Origin of the sequence: Thermodesulfovibrio sp. 3462-1, assembly GCF_040451425.1 — a bacterium.
Classification (GTDB): domain Bacteria; phylum Nitrospirota; class Thermodesulfovibrionia; order Thermodesulfovibrionales; family Thermodesulfovibrionaceae; genus Thermodesulfovibrio; species Thermodesulfovibrio obliviosus.
Genome location: NZ_CP144374.1, coordinates 654,521 through 673,296, shown reverse-complemented (window position 1 = coordinate 673,296; position 18,776 = coordinate 654,521). Strand labels below are relative to the sequence as shown.

At 35.3% G+C, this 18,776-nt stretch carries 21 protein-coding genes; 8 read left to right on the top strand and 13 right to left on the bottom strand.

Translation table 11 applies throughout. From position 1 onward, the window contains the following. Window position 1: 1 nt before the first annotated feature. Genes V4D31_RS03400 through mraZ form a run of 3 tightly spaced genes read right to left on the bottom strand, consistent with a single transcriptional unit; the run spans window position 2 to window position 1,615 of the window. Complete coding sequence (locus tag V4D31_RS03400) at window positions 2-295, bottom strand: hypothetical protein (protein WP_353686841.1); 294 nt, start codon at window positions 293-295, stop codon at window positions 2-4. Continuing rightward, on the bottom strand, window positions 292-1,170 hold the full coding sequence (rsmH, locus tag V4D31_RS03395; RefSeq protein WP_353686840.1) for a 16S rRNA (cytosine(1402)-N(4))-methyltransferase RsmH: 879 nt from the start codon (window positions 1,168-1,170) through the stop codon (window positions 292-294). Before rsmH ends, V4D31_RS03400 begins: the two co-directional genes overlap by 4 nt. Continuing rightward, a complete protein-coding gene (gene mraZ / locus V4D31_RS03390; RefSeq protein ID WP_353686839.1) occupies window positions 1,160-1,615 on the bottom strand; it encodes a division/cell wall cluster transcriptional repressor MraZ in 456 nt (151 codons plus the stop codon). The genes rsmH and mraZ overlap by 11 nt, the downstream gene beginning before the upstream one ends. Window positions 1,616-1,685: 70 nt before the next feature. Here mraZ and bioF point away from each other — a divergent pair, with 70 nt between their 5' ends. Then, window positions 1,686-2,861, top strand: coding sequence for an 8-amino-7-oxononanoate synthase (bioF, locus tag V4D31_RS03385; protein WP_353686838.1), 1,176 nt, complete (start codon window positions 1,686-1,688; stop codon window positions 2,859-2,861). On the opposite strand, the gene V4D31_RS03380 is transcribed toward bioF, so the two are convergent. From V4D31_RS03380 to sdhA, 5 genes are read right to left on the bottom strand one after another with little or no spacing between them, the layout of a single operon-like run. Continuing rightward, window positions 2,827-4,038, bottom strand: a complete 1,212-nt coding sequence (locus tag V4D31_RS03380) for a type II secretion system F family protein (protein WP_353686837.1) — start codon at window positions 4,036-4,038, stop codon at window positions 2,827-2,829. The two genes, bioF and V4D31_RS03380, sit on opposite strands and share 35 nt — an antisense overlap. 19 nt (window positions 4,039-4,057) lie before the next feature. Then, on the bottom strand, window positions 4,058-4,372 hold the full coding sequence (gene sdhD, locus V4D31_RS03375) for a succinate dehydrogenase, hydrophobic membrane anchor protein (RefSeq protein ID WP_353686836.1): 315 nt from the start codon (window positions 4,370-4,372) through the stop codon (window positions 4,058-4,060). Next, the gene (gene sdhC, locus V4D31_RS03370) at window positions 4,372-4,716 is read right to left on the bottom strand and encodes a succinate dehydrogenase, cytochrome b556 subunit (protein WP_353686835.1); all 345 of its coding nucleotides are present in this window, start codon (window positions 4,714-4,716) and stop codon (window positions 4,372-4,374) included. Before sdhC ends, sdhD begins: the two co-directional genes overlap by 1 nt. Further along, complete coding sequence (locus tag V4D31_RS03365; protein ID WP_353686834.1) at window positions 4,713-5,432, bottom strand: succinate dehydrogenase iron-sulfur subunit; 720 nt, start codon at window positions 5,430-5,432, stop codon at window positions 4,713-4,715. Before V4D31_RS03365 ends, sdhC begins: the two co-directional genes overlap by 4 nt. Continuing rightward, the gene (gene sdhA, locus V4D31_RS03360; RefSeq protein WP_353686833.1) at window positions 5,432-7,165 is read right to left on the bottom strand and encodes a succinate dehydrogenase flavoprotein subunit; all 1,734 of its coding nucleotides are present in this window, start codon (window positions 7,163-7,165) and stop codon (window positions 5,432-5,434) included. The genes V4D31_RS03365 and sdhA overlap by 1 nt, the downstream gene beginning before the upstream one ends. 77 nt (window positions 7,166-7,242) lie before the next feature. On the opposite strand from sdhA, the gene V4D31_RS03355 reads away from it, so the two are divergent. The 6 genes from V4D31_RS03355 to V4D31_RS03330 are packed head-to-tail and all read left to right on the top strand — an operon-like array spanning window position 7,243 to window position 13,265. Beyond that, on the top strand, window positions 7,243-8,646 hold the full coding sequence (locus tag V4D31_RS03355; protein ID WP_353686832.1) for an NAD-dependent malic enzyme: 1,404 nt from the start codon (window positions 7,243-7,245) through the stop codon (window positions 8,644-8,646). A 60-nt stretch (window positions 8,647-8,706) separates the two neighbouring features. Then, the gene (locus V4D31_RS03350; protein ID WP_353686831.1) at window positions 8,707-9,909 is read left to right on the top strand and encodes an amino acid ABC transporter substrate-binding protein; all 1,203 of its coding nucleotides are present in this window, start codon (window positions 8,707-8,709) and stop codon (window positions 9,907-9,909) included. Between the two features lie 60 nt (window positions 9,910-9,969). After that, window positions 9,970-10,848 carry a branched-chain amino acid ABC transporter permease gene (locus V4D31_RS03345; RefSeq protein WP_353686830.1) on the top strand — a complete coding sequence of 293 codons (879 nt, stop codon included), beginning with the start codon at window positions 9,970-9,972 and terminating at the stop codon, window positions 10,846-10,848. A gap of 1 nt (window position 10,849) precedes the next feature. Continuing rightward, window positions 10,850-11,806, top strand: coding sequence for a branched-chain amino acid ABC transporter permease (locus V4D31_RS03340; RefSeq protein WP_353686829.1), 957 nt, complete (start codon window positions 10,850-10,852; stop codon window positions 11,804-11,806). Between the two features lie 11 nt (window positions 11,807-11,817). Continuing rightward, the gene (locus V4D31_RS03335) at window positions 11,818-12,561 is read left to right on the top strand and encodes an ABC transporter ATP-binding protein (protein ID WP_353686828.1); all 744 of its coding nucleotides are present in this window, start codon (window positions 11,818-11,820) and stop codon (window positions 12,559-12,561) included. Next, window positions 12,561-13,265 carry an ABC transporter ATP-binding protein gene (locus V4D31_RS03330; protein ID WP_353686827.1) on the top strand — a complete coding sequence of 235 codons (705 nt, stop codon included), beginning with the start codon at window positions 12,561-12,563 and terminating at the stop codon, window positions 13,263-13,265. Before V4D31_RS03335 ends, V4D31_RS03330 begins: the two co-directional genes overlap by 1 nt. On the opposite strand, the gene V4D31_RS03325 is transcribed toward V4D31_RS03330, so the two are convergent. The 5 genes from V4D31_RS03325 to V4D31_RS03305 form a co-directional block, all read right to left on the bottom strand. Next, complete coding sequence (locus V4D31_RS03325; protein ID WP_353686826.1) at window positions 13,254-13,844, bottom strand: hypothetical protein; 591 nt, start codon at window positions 13,842-13,844, stop codon at window positions 13,254-13,256. The genes V4D31_RS03330 and V4D31_RS03325 overlap by 12 nt on opposite strands. After that, on the bottom strand, window positions 13,845-14,699 hold the full coding sequence (locus V4D31_RS03320; protein WP_353686825.1) for a universal stress protein: 855 nt from the start codon (window positions 14,697-14,699) through the stop codon (window positions 13,845-13,847). Between the two features lie 78 nt (window positions 14,700-14,777). After that, window positions 14,778-15,863, bottom strand: coding sequence for a sulfite exporter TauE/SafE family protein (locus V4D31_RS03315; protein WP_353686824.1), 1,086 nt, complete (start codon window positions 15,861-15,863; stop codon window positions 14,778-14,780). A gap of 24 nt (window positions 15,864-15,887) precedes the next feature. Next, window positions 15,888-16,181 (bottom strand): hypothetical protein, encoded by a 294-nt coding sequence (locus V4D31_RS03310; RefSeq protein ID WP_353686823.1) that lies wholly within the window; start codon window positions 16,179-16,181, stop codon window positions 15,888-15,890. Window position 16,182: 1 nt separating this feature from the next. Next, the gene (locus V4D31_RS03305) at window positions 16,183-16,605 is read right to left on the bottom strand and encodes a hypothetical protein (protein WP_353686822.1); all 423 of its coding nucleotides are present in this window, start codon (window positions 16,603-16,605) and stop codon (window positions 16,183-16,185) included. 154 nt (window positions 16,606-16,759) lie between these two features. On the opposite strand from V4D31_RS03305, the gene lon reads away from it, so the two are divergent. After that, complete coding sequence (lon, locus tag V4D31_RS03300) at window positions 16,760-18,763, top strand: endopeptidase La (protein WP_353686821.1); 2,004 nt, start codon at window positions 16,760-16,762, stop codon at window positions 18,761-18,763. Window positions 18,764-18,776: the final 13 nt, after the last annotated feature.

Below are 18,776 nucleotides of genomic sequence, written 5' to 3'. Positions count from 1 at the left end.
TTTAATTCTTTTTGTTAAAACTTATTGTTTTTACTAAATTCTCAGGTCTCCCTTCTATATAAACAACTTTTTTTCTGTCAGGAAATACCAGCAAATGCTCCTCGGCATTATTAATTCTTACAAAGGATGTTAAGCTTGACTTTTGAGCAAGTAAATTCTTGTTTTCCCTGAGTAAAGCTTTTTTTTTCTCTTCAAGACTGCTTAGTCTGTACTCTACAGAAATTACATTTGACCTTACCCATAAAATGGCAAAAATTGCAAAGAGAACAAAAACTATTGAAATAAAATATTTCATATTTTTTCACCTCCTCTGAGTCTTGCACTTCTTGATGAAGGATTTCTGGAAACTTCTTCAAGAGATGGTAAAATAGGTTTTTTAGTGACAATCCTGAGAATACCTGCATGTTGTTTTTCTCTGAAAAAATTCTTTACAACTCTATCCTCACCTGAATGGTAGGAAATAACGCATATCCTTCCACCTGATTTTAATAATTCCAATGCCTGGGAAAGTCCTTCTCTTAATTCGTCAATTTCTTTATTCACTTCTATTCTTATTGCTTGAAAAACCTGAGTTGCAGGATGAAGCCTTCCATGTCTTGGAATGATTCTTTTAATCAAGCCTGCAAGTTCCTTACATGTATCAATTGTTTTTTTGCCTCTCTGTCTCACAATCTCTCTTGCTATTCTTCTTGAAAAGGGTTCATCACCATATTCTCTTAAAATTCTTTCAAGCTCTCTCTCTGAATACTTGTTTATCACATCCCAGGCTGTTAAAGAACCTGTTTGATCCATTCTCATATCAAGATTTTCATCTGAATAAAAACTAAATCCCCTTGAAAAATCCTTTAGCTGAAGCATTGAAACTCCTAAGTCAAAAAGAATTCCATCAATATTTTGAATATTCAGCTCTTTTAAAATCTCTTTGAGCTGAGAAAATCTTGCTCTTTTTAAAATAACTCTTGAATCATTTAAATACTGCTGTGCTATCTGTATTGCAGATTCATCTCTGTCAATGCCAATTAATCTTCCGTTAGAGCCGAGTCTTTTAAGTATTTCCATAGAATGACCACCACAGCCTACAGTTGCATCAACATAGACTCCATGAAATACAGGATTAAGAAGTTCTATCACTTCTTTAACCATCACAGGAACATGTATTTTATAATCCATACTTTGCAAGACCATCTTGTATCCTCTTTATATCTACCTTTGAAGGATCTGTAATGCTATCCCATGTAGGCTTATCCCATATTTCTACTCTGTCAATCTGCCCAACAATAACAACCTCTGAATTAATTCCAGCATCCTGCCTGTGTTCGTAGGGAATAAGAATCCTCCCTTGTTTATCTAATTCGCATGGAACAGCAGAAGCTATAACTCTTCTTAAAAAATACATTACTGCTTCGTCAGACTTTGGAAGTTGCCTTATTTTTTCTTCAAGCTTTAGCCATTCTTCAAGAGGATAAAGATGCAACGCCTTATCAAATGGAGCATTTGTAAGATAAAGTTTGCCTGAAGAGTACTTTGTTGACAAAACCTCTCTAAGAGGAGCTGGCAGAATAACTCTTCCTTTTTGATCAAGATTATGGTAATATTTTCCTATGAAAGATATCATGCTCCACTTTCCACCACTATTTACCACCAATATTATACTAAGGTGAAATTTTTGTCAAGAGGTTATTTATATGAGTAAAAAAATTTTTGAAATTTTTGAAAAAAAGCTTGAAAAACTTAAACAAGAAAATATCTACCGTTCAATAAATGATATGGAATCAAGGAATATGATGGAGATTACAATTGATGGAAAAAACTACATAAATTTTTCATCCAACGACTATCTTGGATTGAGTCAGCATCCAGTTGTAAAAGAAGCAGCAAAGACAGCAGTTGAACTCTTTGGCGCAGGAGCTTCTGCATCAAGACTGCTGAGTGGTGGCACGATTTTACATAAAAAACTGGAAGAACTTTTATGTGAATTTAAAGGCACTGAAAGCTCCATTGTTCTTAACTCCGGTTATACAGCTAATACTTCCTTAATTCCAGCACTGGCTGATGAAGAAGATATAATCTTCAGTGACGAACTTAATCATGCAAGCATAATTGATGGAGTGAGACTCAGTAAAGCAAAAAAAATTATTTATAAACACGCTGATATGAATGATTTATGCAAAAAGATAAAAGAAACTTCATGTAATGGCAAAAAAATTATAATAACAGATACAGTCTTCAGTATGGATGGAGATATTGCGCCACTGCAAGAGCTTTATGAAATATGCAAGTCTGAGGAGGCAATTCTTTATATTGATGATGCTCATGGAACAGGTGTTCTTGGACAGGGACATGGTGCGTGGAAACACTTTAATCTTCCTCAAGACAAACTGGTAATTCAAATGGGTACGCTTTCAAAAGCAATTGGTAGCTTTGGAGCTTTTGTATGCGGAGCAAACATTTTTATACAATGGTTTATAAACTCTGCAAGAGGACTTATTTTTTCAACTGCTTTGCCAGCAAGTGTAATTGCCTCTGCTTACGCTTCTGTAAAAATCATTATGGAAGATAAAACTATTATTAAAAAACTCTGGCAAAATATTGAAAAAGTTATGGAAGCCATAAAAAACCTGGAGCTAAAAACAACAAACACACAAACTCCCATCATTCCAATTCTCTTCAATAATGTAGAAGAAGCAACAAAGGCTTCAAAAATCTTTAATGATTTAGGTATCTATGCACCTGCTATCAGACCACCTACAGTAAAAATGCCAAGGATCAGAATCACCATAAGTGCAGGACATACAGACAGAGATATTGAAATGCTTGTTGAGGCTTTTAACCTCCTTTGCCAGCAACTTCGCCCAGTTTGAATATAGGAAGATAAAGAGATATGACAATAAATCCTATTGTAACGCCAAGAAATACTATTAAAGCAGGCTCAAGCATGCTCATAAGATTTGCAACAGCATTGTCAACTTCCTCATCATAAAAATCAGCAACTTTATTAAGCATCTCATCTGTCTTACCTGTTGACTCTCCAACACTTACCATCTGAACAAAGATTGGCGGGAAAATTACAGGCCTTGATTTTAAAACCTCTGTAAGAGATTTACCTGCAGTGACATCCTCTCTCATTTCAATAACAATATCTTCTATAACTTTATTTCCTGAGGCTCTTGCTGAAATCTCCATGCTGTTAAGTATGGGGACTCCGCTGCCAAGAAGTGTTCCAAGTGTTCTTGAAAATCTTGAAAGAGAGGCTTTGAGCAAAATAACTCCTAAAAGAGGAATTTTTAAAAAAATGCTATCCGTTATTTTTTTACCTTTAGCAGAGCTTCGCAAAAATTTTATAAATATGAAAAATCCAATAACGCCTAAAAGTATAAAAATTCCTGATCTTGCCATAAAATTGCTCATAGCAATGGTGATTTTTGTAGGAAGAGGAAGATCAAGTCCCATTTCAGCAAACAACTTTGCAAATGTTGGAATAACAAATATCATAATAATTGCCACAACAACAACAGCAACAGCTATTACCAGAGCTGGATATATCATAGCGCCGATGATTTTTCTGCGTAGTTTTATCATTTTTTCAAAATAATCAGCCATTCTTTGAAGAACCTTATCAAGCATTCCACCTTCCTCACCTGCTCTAACCATATTTACAAAAAGTGAACTAAATACTCTTGGATGTTTTTTCATTGCATCAGCCAGGGAGGAGCCTTTTTCTATATCGTTTCTTAAATTTATAAGAACTTTTTTAAAACTTTTATTTTTGACCTGACCAATCAATGCATCAAAAGCCTGAACAACAGGCACACCTGAGGAAAAAAGAGTTGCAAACTGGCGAGTAAAAAACAGAATATCTTTCTGAGAGACTCCTTTCAAACTGAAAAACTTCTTTTCTTCCTTTTCTTTTACATACCTTAGAATTATTCCCTTTTTTCTTAAGGCTAAAAGAAGTTCTCCTTCGTTTTCAGCTTCTGTTTCACCTGTTACTGGAAGTCCTTCTTCTGTTCTACCTTTCCAGATAAAAGTTGTAGGCATTTAAAAACCTCTCAATTTTTTATAAAAATACAATTTTAAACCCAAAGAAAGCAAGTCCTAATGGAATAATAAATACCATAATTTTCAAAAATCTTTTCAATGAATTGTTTTTTACATACTCTGTAACAAGCCCATTTAATCCATAAAAACCGTGATATAAAACTGACAGAAGAAAAACAATATTGAAAACCTTCCAGGATGGCTCGCTCAGCCTTTGAATTACAGCTTCATAGGAATATGCCTCAGGTTGAATAAAGTGCATCATAAAAAAATGATAAACTAAACCAAAAGCAAGAATCACACCTGTTATTCTATGTAAAAGCCAGCTCCACATTAGAATACCTCCTTTAAGAAGTAAAAAGCACCAATAAACCATAAAACTGCTACAAATGCTGCTCCAGCATAAACCATTTGTTTTTGATACTTTGTTGACACTCCTATTTCAAGAAGTGTAATTCTTATTCCTGCAAAAACATGTTTCAAAACCACTGCAAAAAGAACAAGTTCGCCAATTTTAATAACAGGATTTTTCATCAATGCCATTATTTTATTATATGCCGCAGCGTCCTTTAAATGGCTTAAGACATAAATGTGGGCAATTAGATAAGATGTAAGAATTATTCCTGTAACTCTGTGCACAAGCCAAGCAATTGAACCTGTATTCCATTTATATCTCATTTTTCACCTCCAGTAAAGCCTTTTTTTACTGCCTGTCGTTTTAATTTTAAAATGTGCTTTGTAATGTCAATCTCCTTTGGACAGACTTCAACACAGTTAAAGATTGAATGACAACGCCACAGTCCGTGTTCTCCTGTAATTGCCTCAAGTCTTTGCTCTGTTGCTCTGTCACGACTGTCAAAAATGAATCTGTAAGCTTTAAGAAGAGCGCTTGGTCCAAGATATTCTTTGTCAGCCCAGAATACTGGACAAGATGTGGTGCAACTTCCACACATAATGCATGTTATTGACTCAAGAATTTTATGCTGATCCTCTGGTGATTGAATCCTTTCCCTTTCAGGTGCAGGCTCATCATTTATCAAATAGGGCAGAACCTTGTCATTTTTTTCAAAAAATAAGGTCATGTCAACAACAAGATCTTTTATTACTGGTAAAGAAGGTAAAGGCTCAATTTCTATAACTTCTGGCAGATCCTTTACCAGTGTTTGACAGGCAAGCCTGTTTTTACCATTGATTTTCATTGCACAGGAACCGCATACTCCATGAGCACAGGATTTTCTGAATGTGAGAGTTCCATCTCTTGTCTCTTTAATCTTAATAAGTCCATCTAAAACCCTTTCCATGCTGTTAAGCTTAATTCTAAACTCATCCCATCTTTGAGGGGGATCTTCATCTGGTAAATATCTTTTGATTCTAAAGGTGTAATATTTTTCCATCAGTATTTCCTCTCCTCTGGTTTAAATCTTGTTATTTTAACGGGTTTAAATTTGAAAGAAATGCCTTTATCAGTAAGAAAAGCAAAGGTATGCTTGAGCCAGTTTTCGTCGTCTCTCTTTGGATAATCTTCCCTGTAGTGAGCGCCCCTGCTTTCTGTTCTCTGTAAAGCACTGCAGGTTATTACTTCTGCGAGGGTGAGCATGTGTCCGAGTTCTATGGCTTCAAGAAGCTCTGTATTGAAGGTTTTTGATTTATCAGTAATGGTTATCTCTTTATATCGTTCTTTTAAGTTCTGGATTTCTTCAAGAAGTGTTTTCAGTCCTTCCTCAGTTCTAAATACAGAGCATTTATCCATCATAACTGATTGTAAATCTTTTCTTACAGAGGCAATACTTTCTCTTCCATTGGAGTTTTTAATCATATTAATGCAGTCAACAACTGCCTGAATTCTTTCTTTCTTAACCTTTCCTGTTGTGTTTGATTTAAGAATTTCTGAGACAGCTTTTCCTGCTCTTCTTCCAAATACAACAGTATCAAGTAAGGAATTGCATCCAAGCCTGTTTGCTCCGTGAACAGACACGCAAGCACACTCACCAGCAGCATAAAGTCCGTAAACAACAGAGCCATCAACATCTCTTAAAACTCTGCCATCATTGTCTGTTGGAATTCCACCCATTGCATAATGAGCAGTGGGAACAACAGGAATTGGTGCCTGAGAAGGATCAATTCCCATGTAGATTTTACAGAAGGTGGTTATTTCTGGAAGCCTTTCTTCAAGAATTTTTCTGTCCACATGTCTGAGATCAAGGTAAACATAGTCTTTACCATCAATACCTCTTCCTTCTTTTATTTCAGTAAGAATCGCACGGGACACCATATCACGGGGAGCAAGGTCTTTTATGGTTGGTGCATACCTTTCCATAAATCTCTCGCCCTTTCCATTAATTAGAACTCCTCCTTCACCTCTTGCTCCTTCAGTAATCAATATTCCAAGTCCGTAAAGTCCTGTAGGATGGAACTGAAAGAACTCCATGTCTTCAAGAGGAAGTCCCTGCCTGAAAAGCATGCTCAGACACTCACCTGTGCTTGCATAAGCATTGGAGGTGACTTTAAAAATCTTTCCATATCCACCACTTGCTATTATCACTGCTTTGGACTCAAATACATGAATTGAACCATCCTTTATGTTTATTGCAATAACTCCCTGAATAGCATTGTTTTCTATGACAATATCAAGAACTTCAAACTCCTGAAAAAATTTTACACCTTTAAGCTGACACTGTTCATAAAGGGCAAAAAGCACTGCATGGCCAGTTCTGTCAGCAGAATAACAGGCTCTGCGAACAGGTGCTTTACCAAACTCCCTTGTGTGTCCCCCGAATCTTCTCTGTGCAATCTTCCCTTCAGGTGTCCTGGAAAAAGGCACACCCATGTGTTCAAGTTCAATTATTGTTGGAATGGCATCATAGCACATAATTTCAATGGCATCCTGGTCTCCTAAAAAATCGCTTCCCTTAACAGTATCATAGGTATGCCACTCAGGAGAGTCCTCTTCTTCATTACCTAAAGCAGCACCAATTCCTCCCTGTGCTGCTGTTGAATGGGAACGAGTTGGATAAAGTTTGCTTAAAACTCCAACTGTTCCTTGATTGATACATTCAATGGCAGCACGACAACCTGCAAGTCCTGAACCAATAATAATTGTGTCAAAGTAGTGTCTGTTAATCTCCACCTATACTCCTCCCTATTTGCAAAAATTATTTTATTTTGTATAATTTATAACACAATGTCAAGCATGGGAGGACAAAAATGGGATATGTACCAAGTCCAAGTTACAGTATAACGGTCCGTGTTGAAATTGAAAATCGCATTGGAATGTTTGCAAAAATTGCTTCAGCCATAAGTGGAGCAGGTGGAGACCTTGGTTCAATTGATATTGTAAAAGTGGAAAAAGGAAAAATAATAAGAGACATAACAGTGAATGCAAGGGATGAAGAGCATGAAAAGAAAATTATCAAGGCACTCAAACACATTGAAGGAATCAAAATCCTCAGGGTAATGGATAAAACATTTCTTGTCCATGAAGGTGGTAAAATCGGAACTTATAATAAAATTAATGTTAAAGGTAGAGAAGACCTCTCCAGAGTCTACACTCCAGGTGTTGCCAGAGTCTGCCTTGATATTAAGAAAAATCCTGAACATGTTTACAGATACACCATCAAAGGAAACACTGTAGCAGTAATTACCGATGGAACAGCAGTGCTTGGACTTGGAAACATAGGACCTGATGCAGCAATGCCTGTGATGGAAGGCAAGTGTATGCTTTTTAAAGAATTTGGTGGGGTGGATGCTTTCCCAATTGCAATAAGAACAACTGATGTAGATGAGCTTGTGGATATAATCAAAAAAATATCAACTCCCTTTGGTGGAATAAATCTTGAAGACATTGCTGCACCACGCTGTTTTGAAGTAGAGAAAAGACTCAGGCAGGAGCTTGATATTCCAGTTGTTCATGATGACCAGCATGGGACAGCTATTGTTGTTTTAGCTGCATTGATAAATGTGGGAAGAATTCTTAAGAGAGATATTAGAGAGTTTAAAGTAGTTATAGCTGGAGCTGGTGCAGCAGGAACTGCCACAGTCTATATGCTTCTTGACTACGGAGTAAAAGACATAATTGTGTGTGATAGAGCCGGTGCTCTTTATGAGGGAAGAACAAAGGATATGGATCCTCATAAAGAAGAGCTCGCAAAAAAGACTAATCCAGGAAAAATTAAAGGAACAATTTCTGATGCAATGGAAGGAGCAGATGTTTTTATCGGACTTTCAGCCCCAAATATAATAACTCCAGATGATTTAAAAAGGATGAATCCTCCACGGGTTGTTTTTGCTCTTGCCAATCCAGACCCTGAAATTGCACCAGAGCTTGCAATGCCCCTTGTCAGAATAATGGCAACTGGAAGGTCTGACTATCCCAATCAGATTAACAATGTTCTTGCTTTTCCAGGATTGTTTAAGGGCTTACTTGAGGTGCGTGCAAAAGGAGTTGATAAAGAAATTTTCTTTGCTGCTGCTAATGCCATCGCAAACATAATTAAAGATGAAGAACTTAACGAAGACTATATTATTCCAAGTATATTCAATAAGAAAGTTGCTCAGATGGTTTCTCATGCAGTGGCAGAAAAAGCTAAAAAACTTGGATTAGCGAGGTAGATGTTGAAATTTTTTAAAAATTTTTAATATCATCATTAAAATCTAAAAAAGGAGGGGAAAATGAAAAGGGCAGGTTTGATGATGTTAGTTTTAAGTTTAATTCTGTTGTTAGTAGCTCAGGTTTATTCAGCTGATGTAATCAGATTTGGCGCAGCTCTGTCTCTTACAGGAAAACTTGCAAAGGAAGGAAATCTCGTAAAGAACGGTTACGAACTGTGGAAAGAAACTGTAAACAAAAGAGGTGGTATCAAGGTAGGAAATAAATATTACAAAGTGGATATTAAATACTACGATGATGAAAGTGATCCAAACAGAGCAGCCAAGCTTGTGGAAAAACTCATAACCGAAGATGGTATTAAACTCATTTTAGGTCCATACGGCAGTGAGTCAGTTTTCTCAACATCTGCGATTACTGAGAAGTACGGAGCTTTAATGGTTCAGGGTGGTGCTGCTGCAGACAAACTTTACACAAGAGGCTTTAAAAATCTATTTGGAATTTATACAGTAGCTACTGAATACATGGATGATACTTTAAAAATGCTAAGAAATAAAACTCCTAAACCAAATACTGTTGCAATTGTTTACTCAAATGATCTTTTCTCCACTCAGGTTGCACAGGGTGCATATGCTTCAGCTCAGAAATATGGATATAAAGTAGTGTATTACAAGGACTATCCAAAAGGAACACAGGATCTGTCTACAGTTATTGTGGAAATTAAAGCTAAAAATCCTGATATTCTTATTGGATGTGGCCATTTTCAAGATACTGTTGTAATAGTTAAACAGAGTAAAGATTATAAATTAAATCCAAAGGCAATAGCATTTTCAGTTGGCCCAACTTTACCAGATTTTGTAACAGCACTTAAAGGTGATGCTGAATACATTTTTGGTTCAGCTCAATGGACTCCAACTTTGAAATATAAAGATCCTGTTTTTGGGTCAAATGCAAATTTTGTAAAAGCCTTTAAAGCAAAATTTGGCGTGGAACCAAACTATCATGCTGCTGGTGGTGCTGCTGCTGCAGTTATATTCCAGAGAGCTATTGAGAAAGCAGGCACTTTTACAGATATAAACAAAATAAGACATGCACTTGCAAGCTTTAATGAAGAAACTCTCTTTGGAAAAATCAGATTTGATGCAACAGGAAAAGTTGTTGGCAAAGGAATGCCTGTCATCCAGATACTGAGAGGGCAACAAAAAACAGTATATCCTGAGGCAGCTGCTGAAGCTAAACCAGTATATCCAAAGCCAGCATGGAGATAATCCTGAAAGCCCGGCAAGCTCCGGGCTTTTTTATTTTATTAAATTAAAACGAGGGAGGATATGATATTATTACAAATTCTTTTAAATGGTATTCTTCTTGGAGGATTTTATGCTCTTATTGGTGTGGGTTTTTCTCTTGTCTGGGGAGTAACAAATATAATTAACCTTGCTCACGGAGCGATAGCTCTCTTAGGAGCATATATTACTTTATTTTTGTTTCAGCATTATGGACTTGATCCTTTTTTAAGCCTTCCATTCAGTTTTATACCTCTTTTTATCTTTGGATATATTTTGCAAAGATATTTACTCAATTTAGTTGTTAAAGCACAGATTTTTATGCTTCTTATACTGACTTTTGGAGTAGAGATATTCCTTGTAAATTTTATGACAACCTTTTTCTCAGCTGACTTCAGATCTGTTACTCCTGATTACGCTGGAGAAAGCTTAATAGTAGGAGATATTGTTATACCCTATATAAGATTGGGTGTATTTGCAATATGTGTGTTAATTACATTACTTTTAAGTCTATTTCTCAATAAAACATGGACTGGAAAGGCAATTAAAGCCACATCTCTTGATATTGATGCTGCAATGATGGTGGGAATAAACCCAGCAAAAATTTTTGCAATAACCTTTGCAATTGCTTCAGGATTGGCAGGCGTTGCTGGAAGTCTTTTCTCATTAACGCAGGCATTTTCTCCATCAGTAGCAGGCTCTTTAACACTAAGAGCCTTTATTGTAAGTATTCTTGGTGGACTTGGAAGAGTTGAAGGAGCTCTTCTGGGTGGTATTATTCTTGGAATTGTTGAAACTCTGAGTTCTTACATTATTGGAGAAAGCTATAAAAATGCAATTACTCTTGCAATAATGGTACTGGTTCTCGTAATAAAACCTACAGGAATCTTAGGGAAAAAATACTTTGCGGAGGTAAAGCATTGATATGAAAAAAAGTGTAATTTTATTTTTTATATTTATTGCTGTATTGGCGATTCTGCCATTCTTAATATCAGGATACTGGCTCAGGGTTTTAACTCAAACATTTATGTTTGCAGCAATTGCTACAGGAAGTAACATAATCATAGGATTTACAGGATATCCAGCATTTGGAAATATAGCCTTTTTTGGAATAGGAGCATATGTAACTGGAGTATTGATGACAAAATATGGTTTCTCCTTTTTATTGACTCTTCCTTTCTGTGCATTATCAGGATTTATAATTGCTACACTTTTAGGCATACCGCTTTTAAGACTTAAAGGACACTATTTTGCAATTGCTACAATTGGAGTAATGGAAGCTATAAAAGAAATTGTTGATAATATGACAGAAATAACAGGCGGAGGTATGGGACTTACATTGCCTATTATGGAAGGTGACCCTGCTTATATATATAAATTTTTCTACTATGCAATCCTTTCAATAATGTTGCTTACTGTTTTGATAGCTTTTTTAATATTTCGTTCAAAATTTGGATATGCCTTGAGAGCAATAAGAATCGATGAAGATGCGGCATCTGTAATCGGTATAAATACACCACTTTTTAAAACAATATCATGGGCTATAAGTGGAGCTCTTGTTGGCATAGCTGGTGGAGCATATGCTTATTGGTTAACATATATTGATTCTTCTACAGTTTTTCAAACTTCTTATTCTGTAAAAATGTTTGCAATGATTTTGCTTGGTGGTGGAACAACTGTCCTGGGTCCAATGATAGGAGCTTTTATTCTTGAGCTTATCTCAGAATTGGTATGGAGCAAATTTATAGAAATTCATGGAATGATACTCGGACTGCTAATCATATTAATAGTAATTTTTATTCCTAAGGGACTATTTGAAACATTTAAAGAAGGATTTTCTCTTAGAAAAATTATTATTAATCTGAAAGAAAATAAACTTTGAGGTGCTGAGAGATGATAATACTTGAAACAAAAAATCTTGCAAAAAAATATGGTGGCCTTGAGGTTTTAAATAATGTAAACCTTAAAGTATACAAAGGAGAAATCCTTGGATTAATAGGACCTAATGGAGCAGGAAAAACAACTTTAATGAATCTTATATGTCGTTTGACTGACATAACAAGAGGTGAAATCTATTACAAAGGAGAATTAATCAACAATAAGAAATCATATGAGATCTCAAAAATGGGCATAGCAAGAACATTTCAGGTTGTTAAGCCATTTAAGGGTCTTACAGTTTTGGAAAATGTCATGGTCGGAGCATTTTATGGTAGAAAAAATGCAAAAACTAATGCAGAAGCAAAAGACATAGCAATGGAAGCCTTAAAAATAGTTGGACTTTTAAATGAAAAAGATAAAGAACCAAGCATCTTACCAATTGCTCAGCGTAAAAAACTTGAACTTGCAAGAGCGCTGGCAATGGACCCTGAACTTTTAATTCTTGATGAGGTTATGGCAGGACTTAATCCTAAGGAGCTTGATGATATAATGAAAGAAATTTTGCTTTTGAAAGAAAGAGGAATAACGATAATAGCAATTGAACATGTTATGAAAGTTATCATGGGGATATCAGATAGAGTTGTTGTTCTACACTTAGGAGAGCTTATTTGCGATGGAAAACCTCATGAAGTTTGCAATCATCCTCAGGTAATTGAAGCTTATTTAGGAAGTAAATTCGCACAAAAAGGGGTGGCATAATGAAATTCTTTGAAATAAAAAATCTCAATACAGGCTACGGTGATTTACATATATTAAGAAATATTTCTCTTGAAATCAACAAAGGTGAAATAGTTGCTCTTCTTGGCTCAAATGGTGCAGGGAAAAGCACGCTGATGAGAGCAATTGTAGGAAGGTTAAGAGTATGGAGTGGAGAAATTATTTTTAAAGATGAAAACATTGCCAATCTTTCACCAGACAAAATTGTAAAAATGGGAATAAGTCTATGCCCGGAAAGAAGAAGGATATTTTCTGGTATGACTGTAAAAGAAAATCTTGAAATAGGAGCATATCGCAGAAGAAACGGATTAAAAGAAAGAATGGAAAAAGTTTTTTCCATTTTACCAAGACTTTATGAAAGAAAAAATCATCTTGGAGGAGACCTTTCTGGGGGAGAACAACAGATGCTTGCAATAGGAAGAGCTCTTATGAATGAGCCAGAACTTCTTTTAATTGATGAATTTACATTGGGACTTGCTCCAACAATAGTTGAAATACTTGTTGATGTCGTAAAAAAAATCAATAAATCTGGAGTAAGTATTTTACTGGTTGAACAGGATGTTCATATGGCGCTGGAAATAAGTGACAGAGCATATGTTATGGAAGTTGGAGAAATAAAAATATCAGGACGTTCAAAGGAGCTTCTTGAACATCCGCAAATAAAAGAAACTTATTTAGGAATGTAAAATAGAATTTAAAACTTTAAAGGGAATCCAGTGAAAACCGGATATAACATAAGCCTGAGCAAAAGGGCATAGTTTTTTTAAATCATGTAAAGCTTTTGGAGGCAGAATTTTATCCATGCTTCCATGAAGAAGTGTTATGTTGTTTTTTTCACAGCTTAAATATTCAAAATCAGAATTAATTAAAAATTTTAAACCCTCAATAAGTGCATGTTTATTGATATTTTCAGGAATATAAGGTTTTAATCCTGCATTTAAATGAAATTCTTTTATAACATCCTGTGGTTCACTATCCATTTTTTGAATCATTCTTTTTATAATTTTTGGATGAATGTAATCGGTAAACTTTTTGAATCCTGCAATAATAAAAATTTTTTCAAATTTTTCAGAAAAAAAGTGAAAATGTTTAAGAACAATATGTCCACCTGTTGACCAGCCAATAAGTATATTGCCTGATTTATCATTAAAAAAGTCTAAAATCCCCACTTCATCTAAATCAATAAAAGGAGCTAAAAAATGCCAGTCCTCTGGCACATTCAGTGCTTCTCTAAATCCTGCCCAACCTGATATGAAATATTTCATTTATGATTTCACAACTAAGACAGGTATCTTTGAAAGCCCGATTACTCTCTGGCATACGCTTCCCATAAGAAGCCTTTTAAGTCCTGTTCTTCCATGAGAGCTCACAACAATAATATCAGCTTGAATCTCATCTGCCTTCTCAAGAATCTTTTTATAAGGCTCTCCTTCTTCTATAAAAATTCTGGGAGATATGTTTTCACCGTGAAATTTAAGTTCAAGCTCTTTTAAATATTTTTTTGTTTTATTTACCTGTTCATCATAAAGTTCAGGCTTCACTGCAAAAACTGCTGAAGGAACTTCTACCACAGAAATCAGATTTATCTCTGATTGAAAATCTCTTGCAATCTCTATTGCTTTATTGCAAACTTTTTCTCCATATTTTGAAATATCAACAGCCACAAGGCATCTGTTCCATTTGATCGTTGAATTCTTCGGGACAACTAAAACATCAGTATTACTATAACCAATCACTCGTTCTGTCACGCTTCCAATTAAAACCTGCTGAAGAGCGCTTATACCTTTTTTGCCCATAATTATTAAGTCTGCTGAGATTTCCTCACCTACATCAATAATCTTTTCAAAGGGTTCTCCTTCTTCATAAAGAGTTTTCACGAGAACTTGATGTTTCTCAGCTATATCTTTAGCTTTTGAAAGATTTTCCTTATAAGGTTTACAGATCTCCTCAACAGATACTCCAATACCTACAAGACTTAAATCTCCATAATAGGATGGAGCAACAGTCAGGACAAAGACTGTAATGTTTTTTTCTTTTGCAAATCTAACAGCCTCTTCAAAAGCATGGAAACTTTCCTCTGAGCCATCAATGCATACAAGCATTCTTCTGTAAAGAGCCATCTTTGCCTCCTATGTATTTTTTAAAATTATATAAAAAAGGGGGGGGATTTATTCCACCCCTTTTTTAGGTTTAAAATTCTACTTAACTGTGACTGAAGAGGTTGCAACAATCTTCTGAATTTTCCTTTCTTCCCGTAAACCCTTAAACAATGCCATACATATAATTCCTGCTCCCACTACAAGAGCTGTTACCATAATAGCAAAACTTAAAGTTTTAAGTGTTGTAACTGTAGCTACTGATAAAGGAGATATTATTCCAAGCTGACCGAGATAAACTGGAATCATTAAACCTCTGCTAACAAGTACAATTAGCATGATAACTCCCATGACGATTTTAATCATATAATCTTTAACATAGGTTGTTCCTATTGCTCCAAGTTGAACACCGAAAAGAGAACCTGCCAGAATTATCATTGCAAGCCTTATATCAACAAAACCACTCATTGCATATTTGAAAGAACCAACAAGACCCATAACAAAGGCAATAACAAGTTCAGTTGCAGATGCCATTATTGCTGGTACACCAAGCACATACATCATAGCAGGAACTCCGATAAATCCTCCTACTGCTATTGTGGCTGCAAGCATGCCTGTTGCAAAGCCAAGTGGAATTGTAAAAAGAACAGAGACTTTTGCATTTAGGCTTCTGAAATAAACCATAGTTCCTGGAATATAGATTGACTGAAGCCACTTTGCAATTTTTGTAGTTTCTTCTGGTTTTTTTGCTTTATCATTATTTTTGGTCTTTATCGCATCTAAAAGCACATATGTACCCACAATGCTAAGGACAACAACAAAAGCCGCACTCACATAGAGATTTGAACCTACATCACCAAATGTCTTCTTTATGTATTCCTGAACATGAGCACCGAACAAAACTCCTGCCTCAGCAGAGGCTCCCATAACAAGACCGAGTTTAACATCAACCTGACCGAATTTAGTTCTTTTTATAGCTCCTACAAGTGCCTTTGGAAACTTATGACACATATTTGATGCAACAGCTACAAGTCCTGGAACACCCATGCTCATCATGCCGGGTGTCAGAACAAAAGCTCCACCTGAACCAATAAATCCGCTTACAAGTCCTCCTACAAGTCCTACAAAAAATAAATACATCACATTCATCCAGTTTAAATCAACAAAATTTGTTGTAAGTTCAATCATTTTTTATCCTCCTTTCCTTATTTTTTATGCTCGTAACTGAGTTCTGATCTCTTTTCTCTCAACAGCTCTGTCATGTTCTGTCAATTCAACTCTCTTCTTCTTTGCTTCAATTCCAAGCGTCTGCCAGAAATAGTTTGTAAAGTTACCATGGACAAAAGAGAAAATAAAAGCAGTTACCACTGGAAATAAAGCATATAAGCCTCCTCTTGCACATAATGACTTTACTATTGGCTCATTCAGAAATAAACCTGCATAGAGAGTTACGGTAATTGCACCATAAAACAACAGCTTAAATAAAGATTTGTTTTTTCTTGGCATCTTAACCTCCTATTAAATTTTTATTTGGTTGAACAAAAACTACATAACCATTTGAAAGTCTTCCTAAGATTTTTTCATCTGCTGTAATTATAAGATCAGCTTTCTCTAAAAGATTTCTTATCTTTTGTTCTGAAAAACTATCATACTGCAAAATTTCATAGTTCACATCCCCATCCTTTAATTTTTTTATATGATTTGTTGAAACTTCTTTTTTCCATAAAACTCTTAATAGACCACTCACTCTTTTGCTTAAATTTAAAGCGTACTTTAATGAATACTCATCCTCTTGAGTTCCTGAAATAATTACCACAATATCAGGCTTTTTTCTTAAAATTTGCTGGGCTGTATAAAACTCTCCTGCCTCAGCAAAAGTGACGGCTGACATATAATTTTCAAATTTGCTTATCAAATCTTTTATTCTCATCTTCAATCCCTCCACTTTTTTAAATAAACAATTACTATGCCAGAAATTTAATTGAGTAAATTATTTGATTTTAGTTAAGAAATTTTTCAGAACAAAAAATTTTATGTTGCAAATTGCATCGCCATATTTGTAAAATGCAATAAAGAGAACAAAAATGAAAATTTTCAAAAAAACAGATCATAGCGAAGAAAACAAGAATACTATAGTTGAAGAACTGAGAAGAAAAATTTTTCAATCCGAAATGCCTTCTCAGGTAAGAGATATTGCACTTGCAGAGCTTGATTTACTTTCCAAGATGAATCCTACAGCAGCAGAATACACTATTAGTCTAACCTACATAGAATACCTTACAACACTTCCATGGAATAAAAAAACAGCTGATAATCTTGACCTGGAAAGAGCAGAAAGAATTTTGAATGAAAGACATTATGGTCTTTATGGAGTAAAAAATAGAATTCTTGAGCATCTTGCGGTAAAAATTTTATCTTCAAATCGGAATCCAAGAATATTAATAGTTGATGATGAAGAAATAGCGAGGAAAAACCTTGAACACATTTTAAAAAAAGAAAACTACGAAGTGGTTACTGCTAAAAATGGTGCAGAAGCTTTCAAACTTCTTGATGAACAAGAATTTGAAATAGTGCTTACTGATATCAAAATGGAGGGATTAGATGGCTTTGCTATACTTGATAAAGTAAAAGCAAAATATCCAAATACAAAAGTTATAATGATAACAGCCTATGCTGCTGTGGACAATGCAGTTGAAGCAATAAAAAGAGGAGCCTTTCATTATATTGCCAAACCTTTTAAAATAGAAGAAGTAAAGCTATCAATAAAACAGGCATCAGAAGACAGAGTTTCAACAATTTCCACAAAAGGTTCAATTCTATGCTTTGCAGGTCCTCCTGGAACAGGAAAAACATCTCTCGGAAAATCAATCGCTGATGCTCTTGGAAGAAAATTTGCAAGAATCTCACTCGGTGGAATAAAAGATGAGGCAGAAATAAGAGGGCACAGAAGAACCTATGCAGGTGCAAAACCAGGCAGAATTATAGAAGAAATTAGAAGAACAGGTGTTGCTAATCCTGTTTTAATGCTTGATGAGATTGACAAAATCTGTCAGGATTTCAAAGGAGACCCTGCTTCAGCGCTTCTTGAAGCTCTTGACCCCGAGCAAAACTATGCATTTATTGACCATTACCTTGATGTTCCCTTTGACCTTTCAGGAGTTATGTTTATAGTAACAGCAAATATACCTGATAATATTCAACCAGCTCTGCTTGACAGAATGGAGGTCATAGAGTTTTCAGGATACACAGAAGAAGAAAAGAAAAACATAGCATTGAAACATTTAATTCCCAAACAGATAACTGAGCAGGGTCTTACTGAGTTTCCTCCTGCGTTTACTGAGGAGGCTATTTTAAAAATTATTCAGGAATATACAAGAGAAGCTGGAATAAGAAATCTTGAAAGAATGATCGCAACAATATGCAGAAAACTGGCAACCGAAATTGTAAAAGGAAGTAAGCCAAAAACTCCAGTAAAAATAACTCCAGAAATGGTGGAAAAATATCTTGGTCCAAGAAGATATTACTTTGAAGTGGCTGATGCAAAAAACAGAGTTGGCGTTGTTACCGGACTTGTATGGACAGAAACAGGCGGTGACATAATATTTGTGGAAGCAGCCAAAATGAAAGGCAAAAGAGAACTAATTCTTACTGGTTCTCTTGGAAACATAATGAGAGAATCTGCCCAGGCAGCGCTGAGCTATATAAAAAGCAATGCTTCTGTGTTTGGTATTTCAGAGGAGATATTTGAGAATCAGGACATACACATTCATGTTCCTCAGGGAGCAATTCCCAAAGATGGCCCTTCAGCAGGAGCAACAATAGCAATGGCTTTAATTTCCCTATTTACAAATAGGCCTGCAAGAAGAGATATTGCAATTACAGGAGAGCTTACCTTGAGTGGAAGAATACTTCCTGTTGGAGGTATTAAAGAAAAAATTTTAGCAGCAAAAAGAGCAGGAGTCAAAACAGTCATAGTTCCTCACAGAAACAAAGTAGATATTGATAATCTACCAGAAGACTTTAAAAGAGGATTGAAAATTATATTTATGGAAAAGATTGAAGATGTAGTTAATATAGTGTTGATTTAAGAAGGGGCATATA

Coding starts and splice junctions, on each gene's coding strand:
- V4D31_RS03330 (WP_353686827.1), top strand. CDS start 12,561: ATGAAATTCTTTGAAATAAAAAATCTCAATACAGGCTACGGTGATTTA.
- sdhD (WP_353686836.1), bottom strand. CDS start 4,372: ATGTGGAGCTGGCTTTTACATAGAATAACAGGTGTGATTCTTGCTTTT.
- V4D31_RS03355 (WP_353686832.1), top strand. CDS start 7,243: ATGGGATATGTACCAAGTCCAAGTTACAGTATAACGGTCCGTGTTGAA.
- V4D31_RS03365 (WP_353686834.1), bottom strand. CDS start 5,432: ATGGAAAAATATTACACCTTTAGAATCAAAAGATATTTACCAGATGAA.
- V4D31_RS03380 (WP_353686837.1), bottom strand. CDS start 4,038: ATGCCTACAACTTTTATCTGGAAAGGTAGAACAGAAGAAGGACTTCCA.
- lon (WP_353686821.1), top strand. CDS start 16,760: ATGAAAATTTTCAAAAAAACAGATCATAGCGAAGAAAACAAGAATACT.
- V4D31_RS03400 (WP_353686841.1), bottom strand. CDS start 295: ATGAAATATTTTATTTCAATAGTTTTTGTTCTCTTTGCAATTTTTGCC.
- V4D31_RS03340 (WP_353686829.1), top strand. CDS start 10,850: ATGAAAAAAAGTGTAATTTTATTTTTTATATTTATTGCTGTATTGGCG.
- V4D31_RS03310 (WP_353686823.1), bottom strand. CDS start 16,181: ATGCCAAGAAAAAACAAATCTTTATTTAAGCTGTTGTTTTATGGTGCA.
- bioF (WP_353686838.1), top strand. CDS start 1,686: ATGAGTAAAAAAATTTTTGAAATTTTTGAAAAAAAGCTTGAAAAACTT.
- V4D31_RS03315 (WP_353686824.1), bottom strand. CDS start 15,863: ATGATTGAACTTACAACAAATTTTGTTGATTTAAACTGGATGAATGTG.
- V4D31_RS03325 (WP_353686826.1), bottom strand. CDS start 13,844: ATGAAATATTTCATATCAGGTTGGGCAGGATTTAGAGAAGCACTGAAT.
- V4D31_RS03320 (WP_353686825.1), bottom strand. CDS start 14,699: ATGGCTCTTTACAGAAGAATGCTTGTATGCATTGATGGCTCAGAGGAA.
- rsmH (WP_353686840.1), bottom strand. CDS start 1,170: ATGGATTATAAAATACATGTTCCTGTGATGGTTAAAGAAGTGATAGAA.
- V4D31_RS03345 (WP_353686830.1), top strand. CDS start 9,970: ATGATATTATTACAAATTCTTTTAAATGGTATTCTTCTTGGAGGATTT.
- V4D31_RS03305 (WP_353686822.1), bottom strand. CDS start 16,605: ATGAGAATAAAAGATTTGATAAGCAAATTTGAAAATTATATGTCAGCC.
- sdhC (WP_353686835.1), bottom strand. CDS start 4,716: ATGAGATATAAATGGAATACAGGTTCAATTGCTTGGCTTGTGCACAGA.
- V4D31_RS03350 (WP_353686831.1), top strand. CDS start 8,707: ATGAAAAGGGCAGGTTTGATGATGTTAGTTTTAAGTTTAATTCTGTTG.
- mraZ (WP_353686839.1), bottom strand. CDS start 1,615: ATGATATCTTTCATAGGAAAATATTACCATAATCTTGATCAAAAAGGA.
- V4D31_RS03335 (WP_353686828.1), top strand. CDS start 11,818: ATGATAATACTTGAAACAAAAAATCTTGCAAAAAAATATGGTGGCCTT.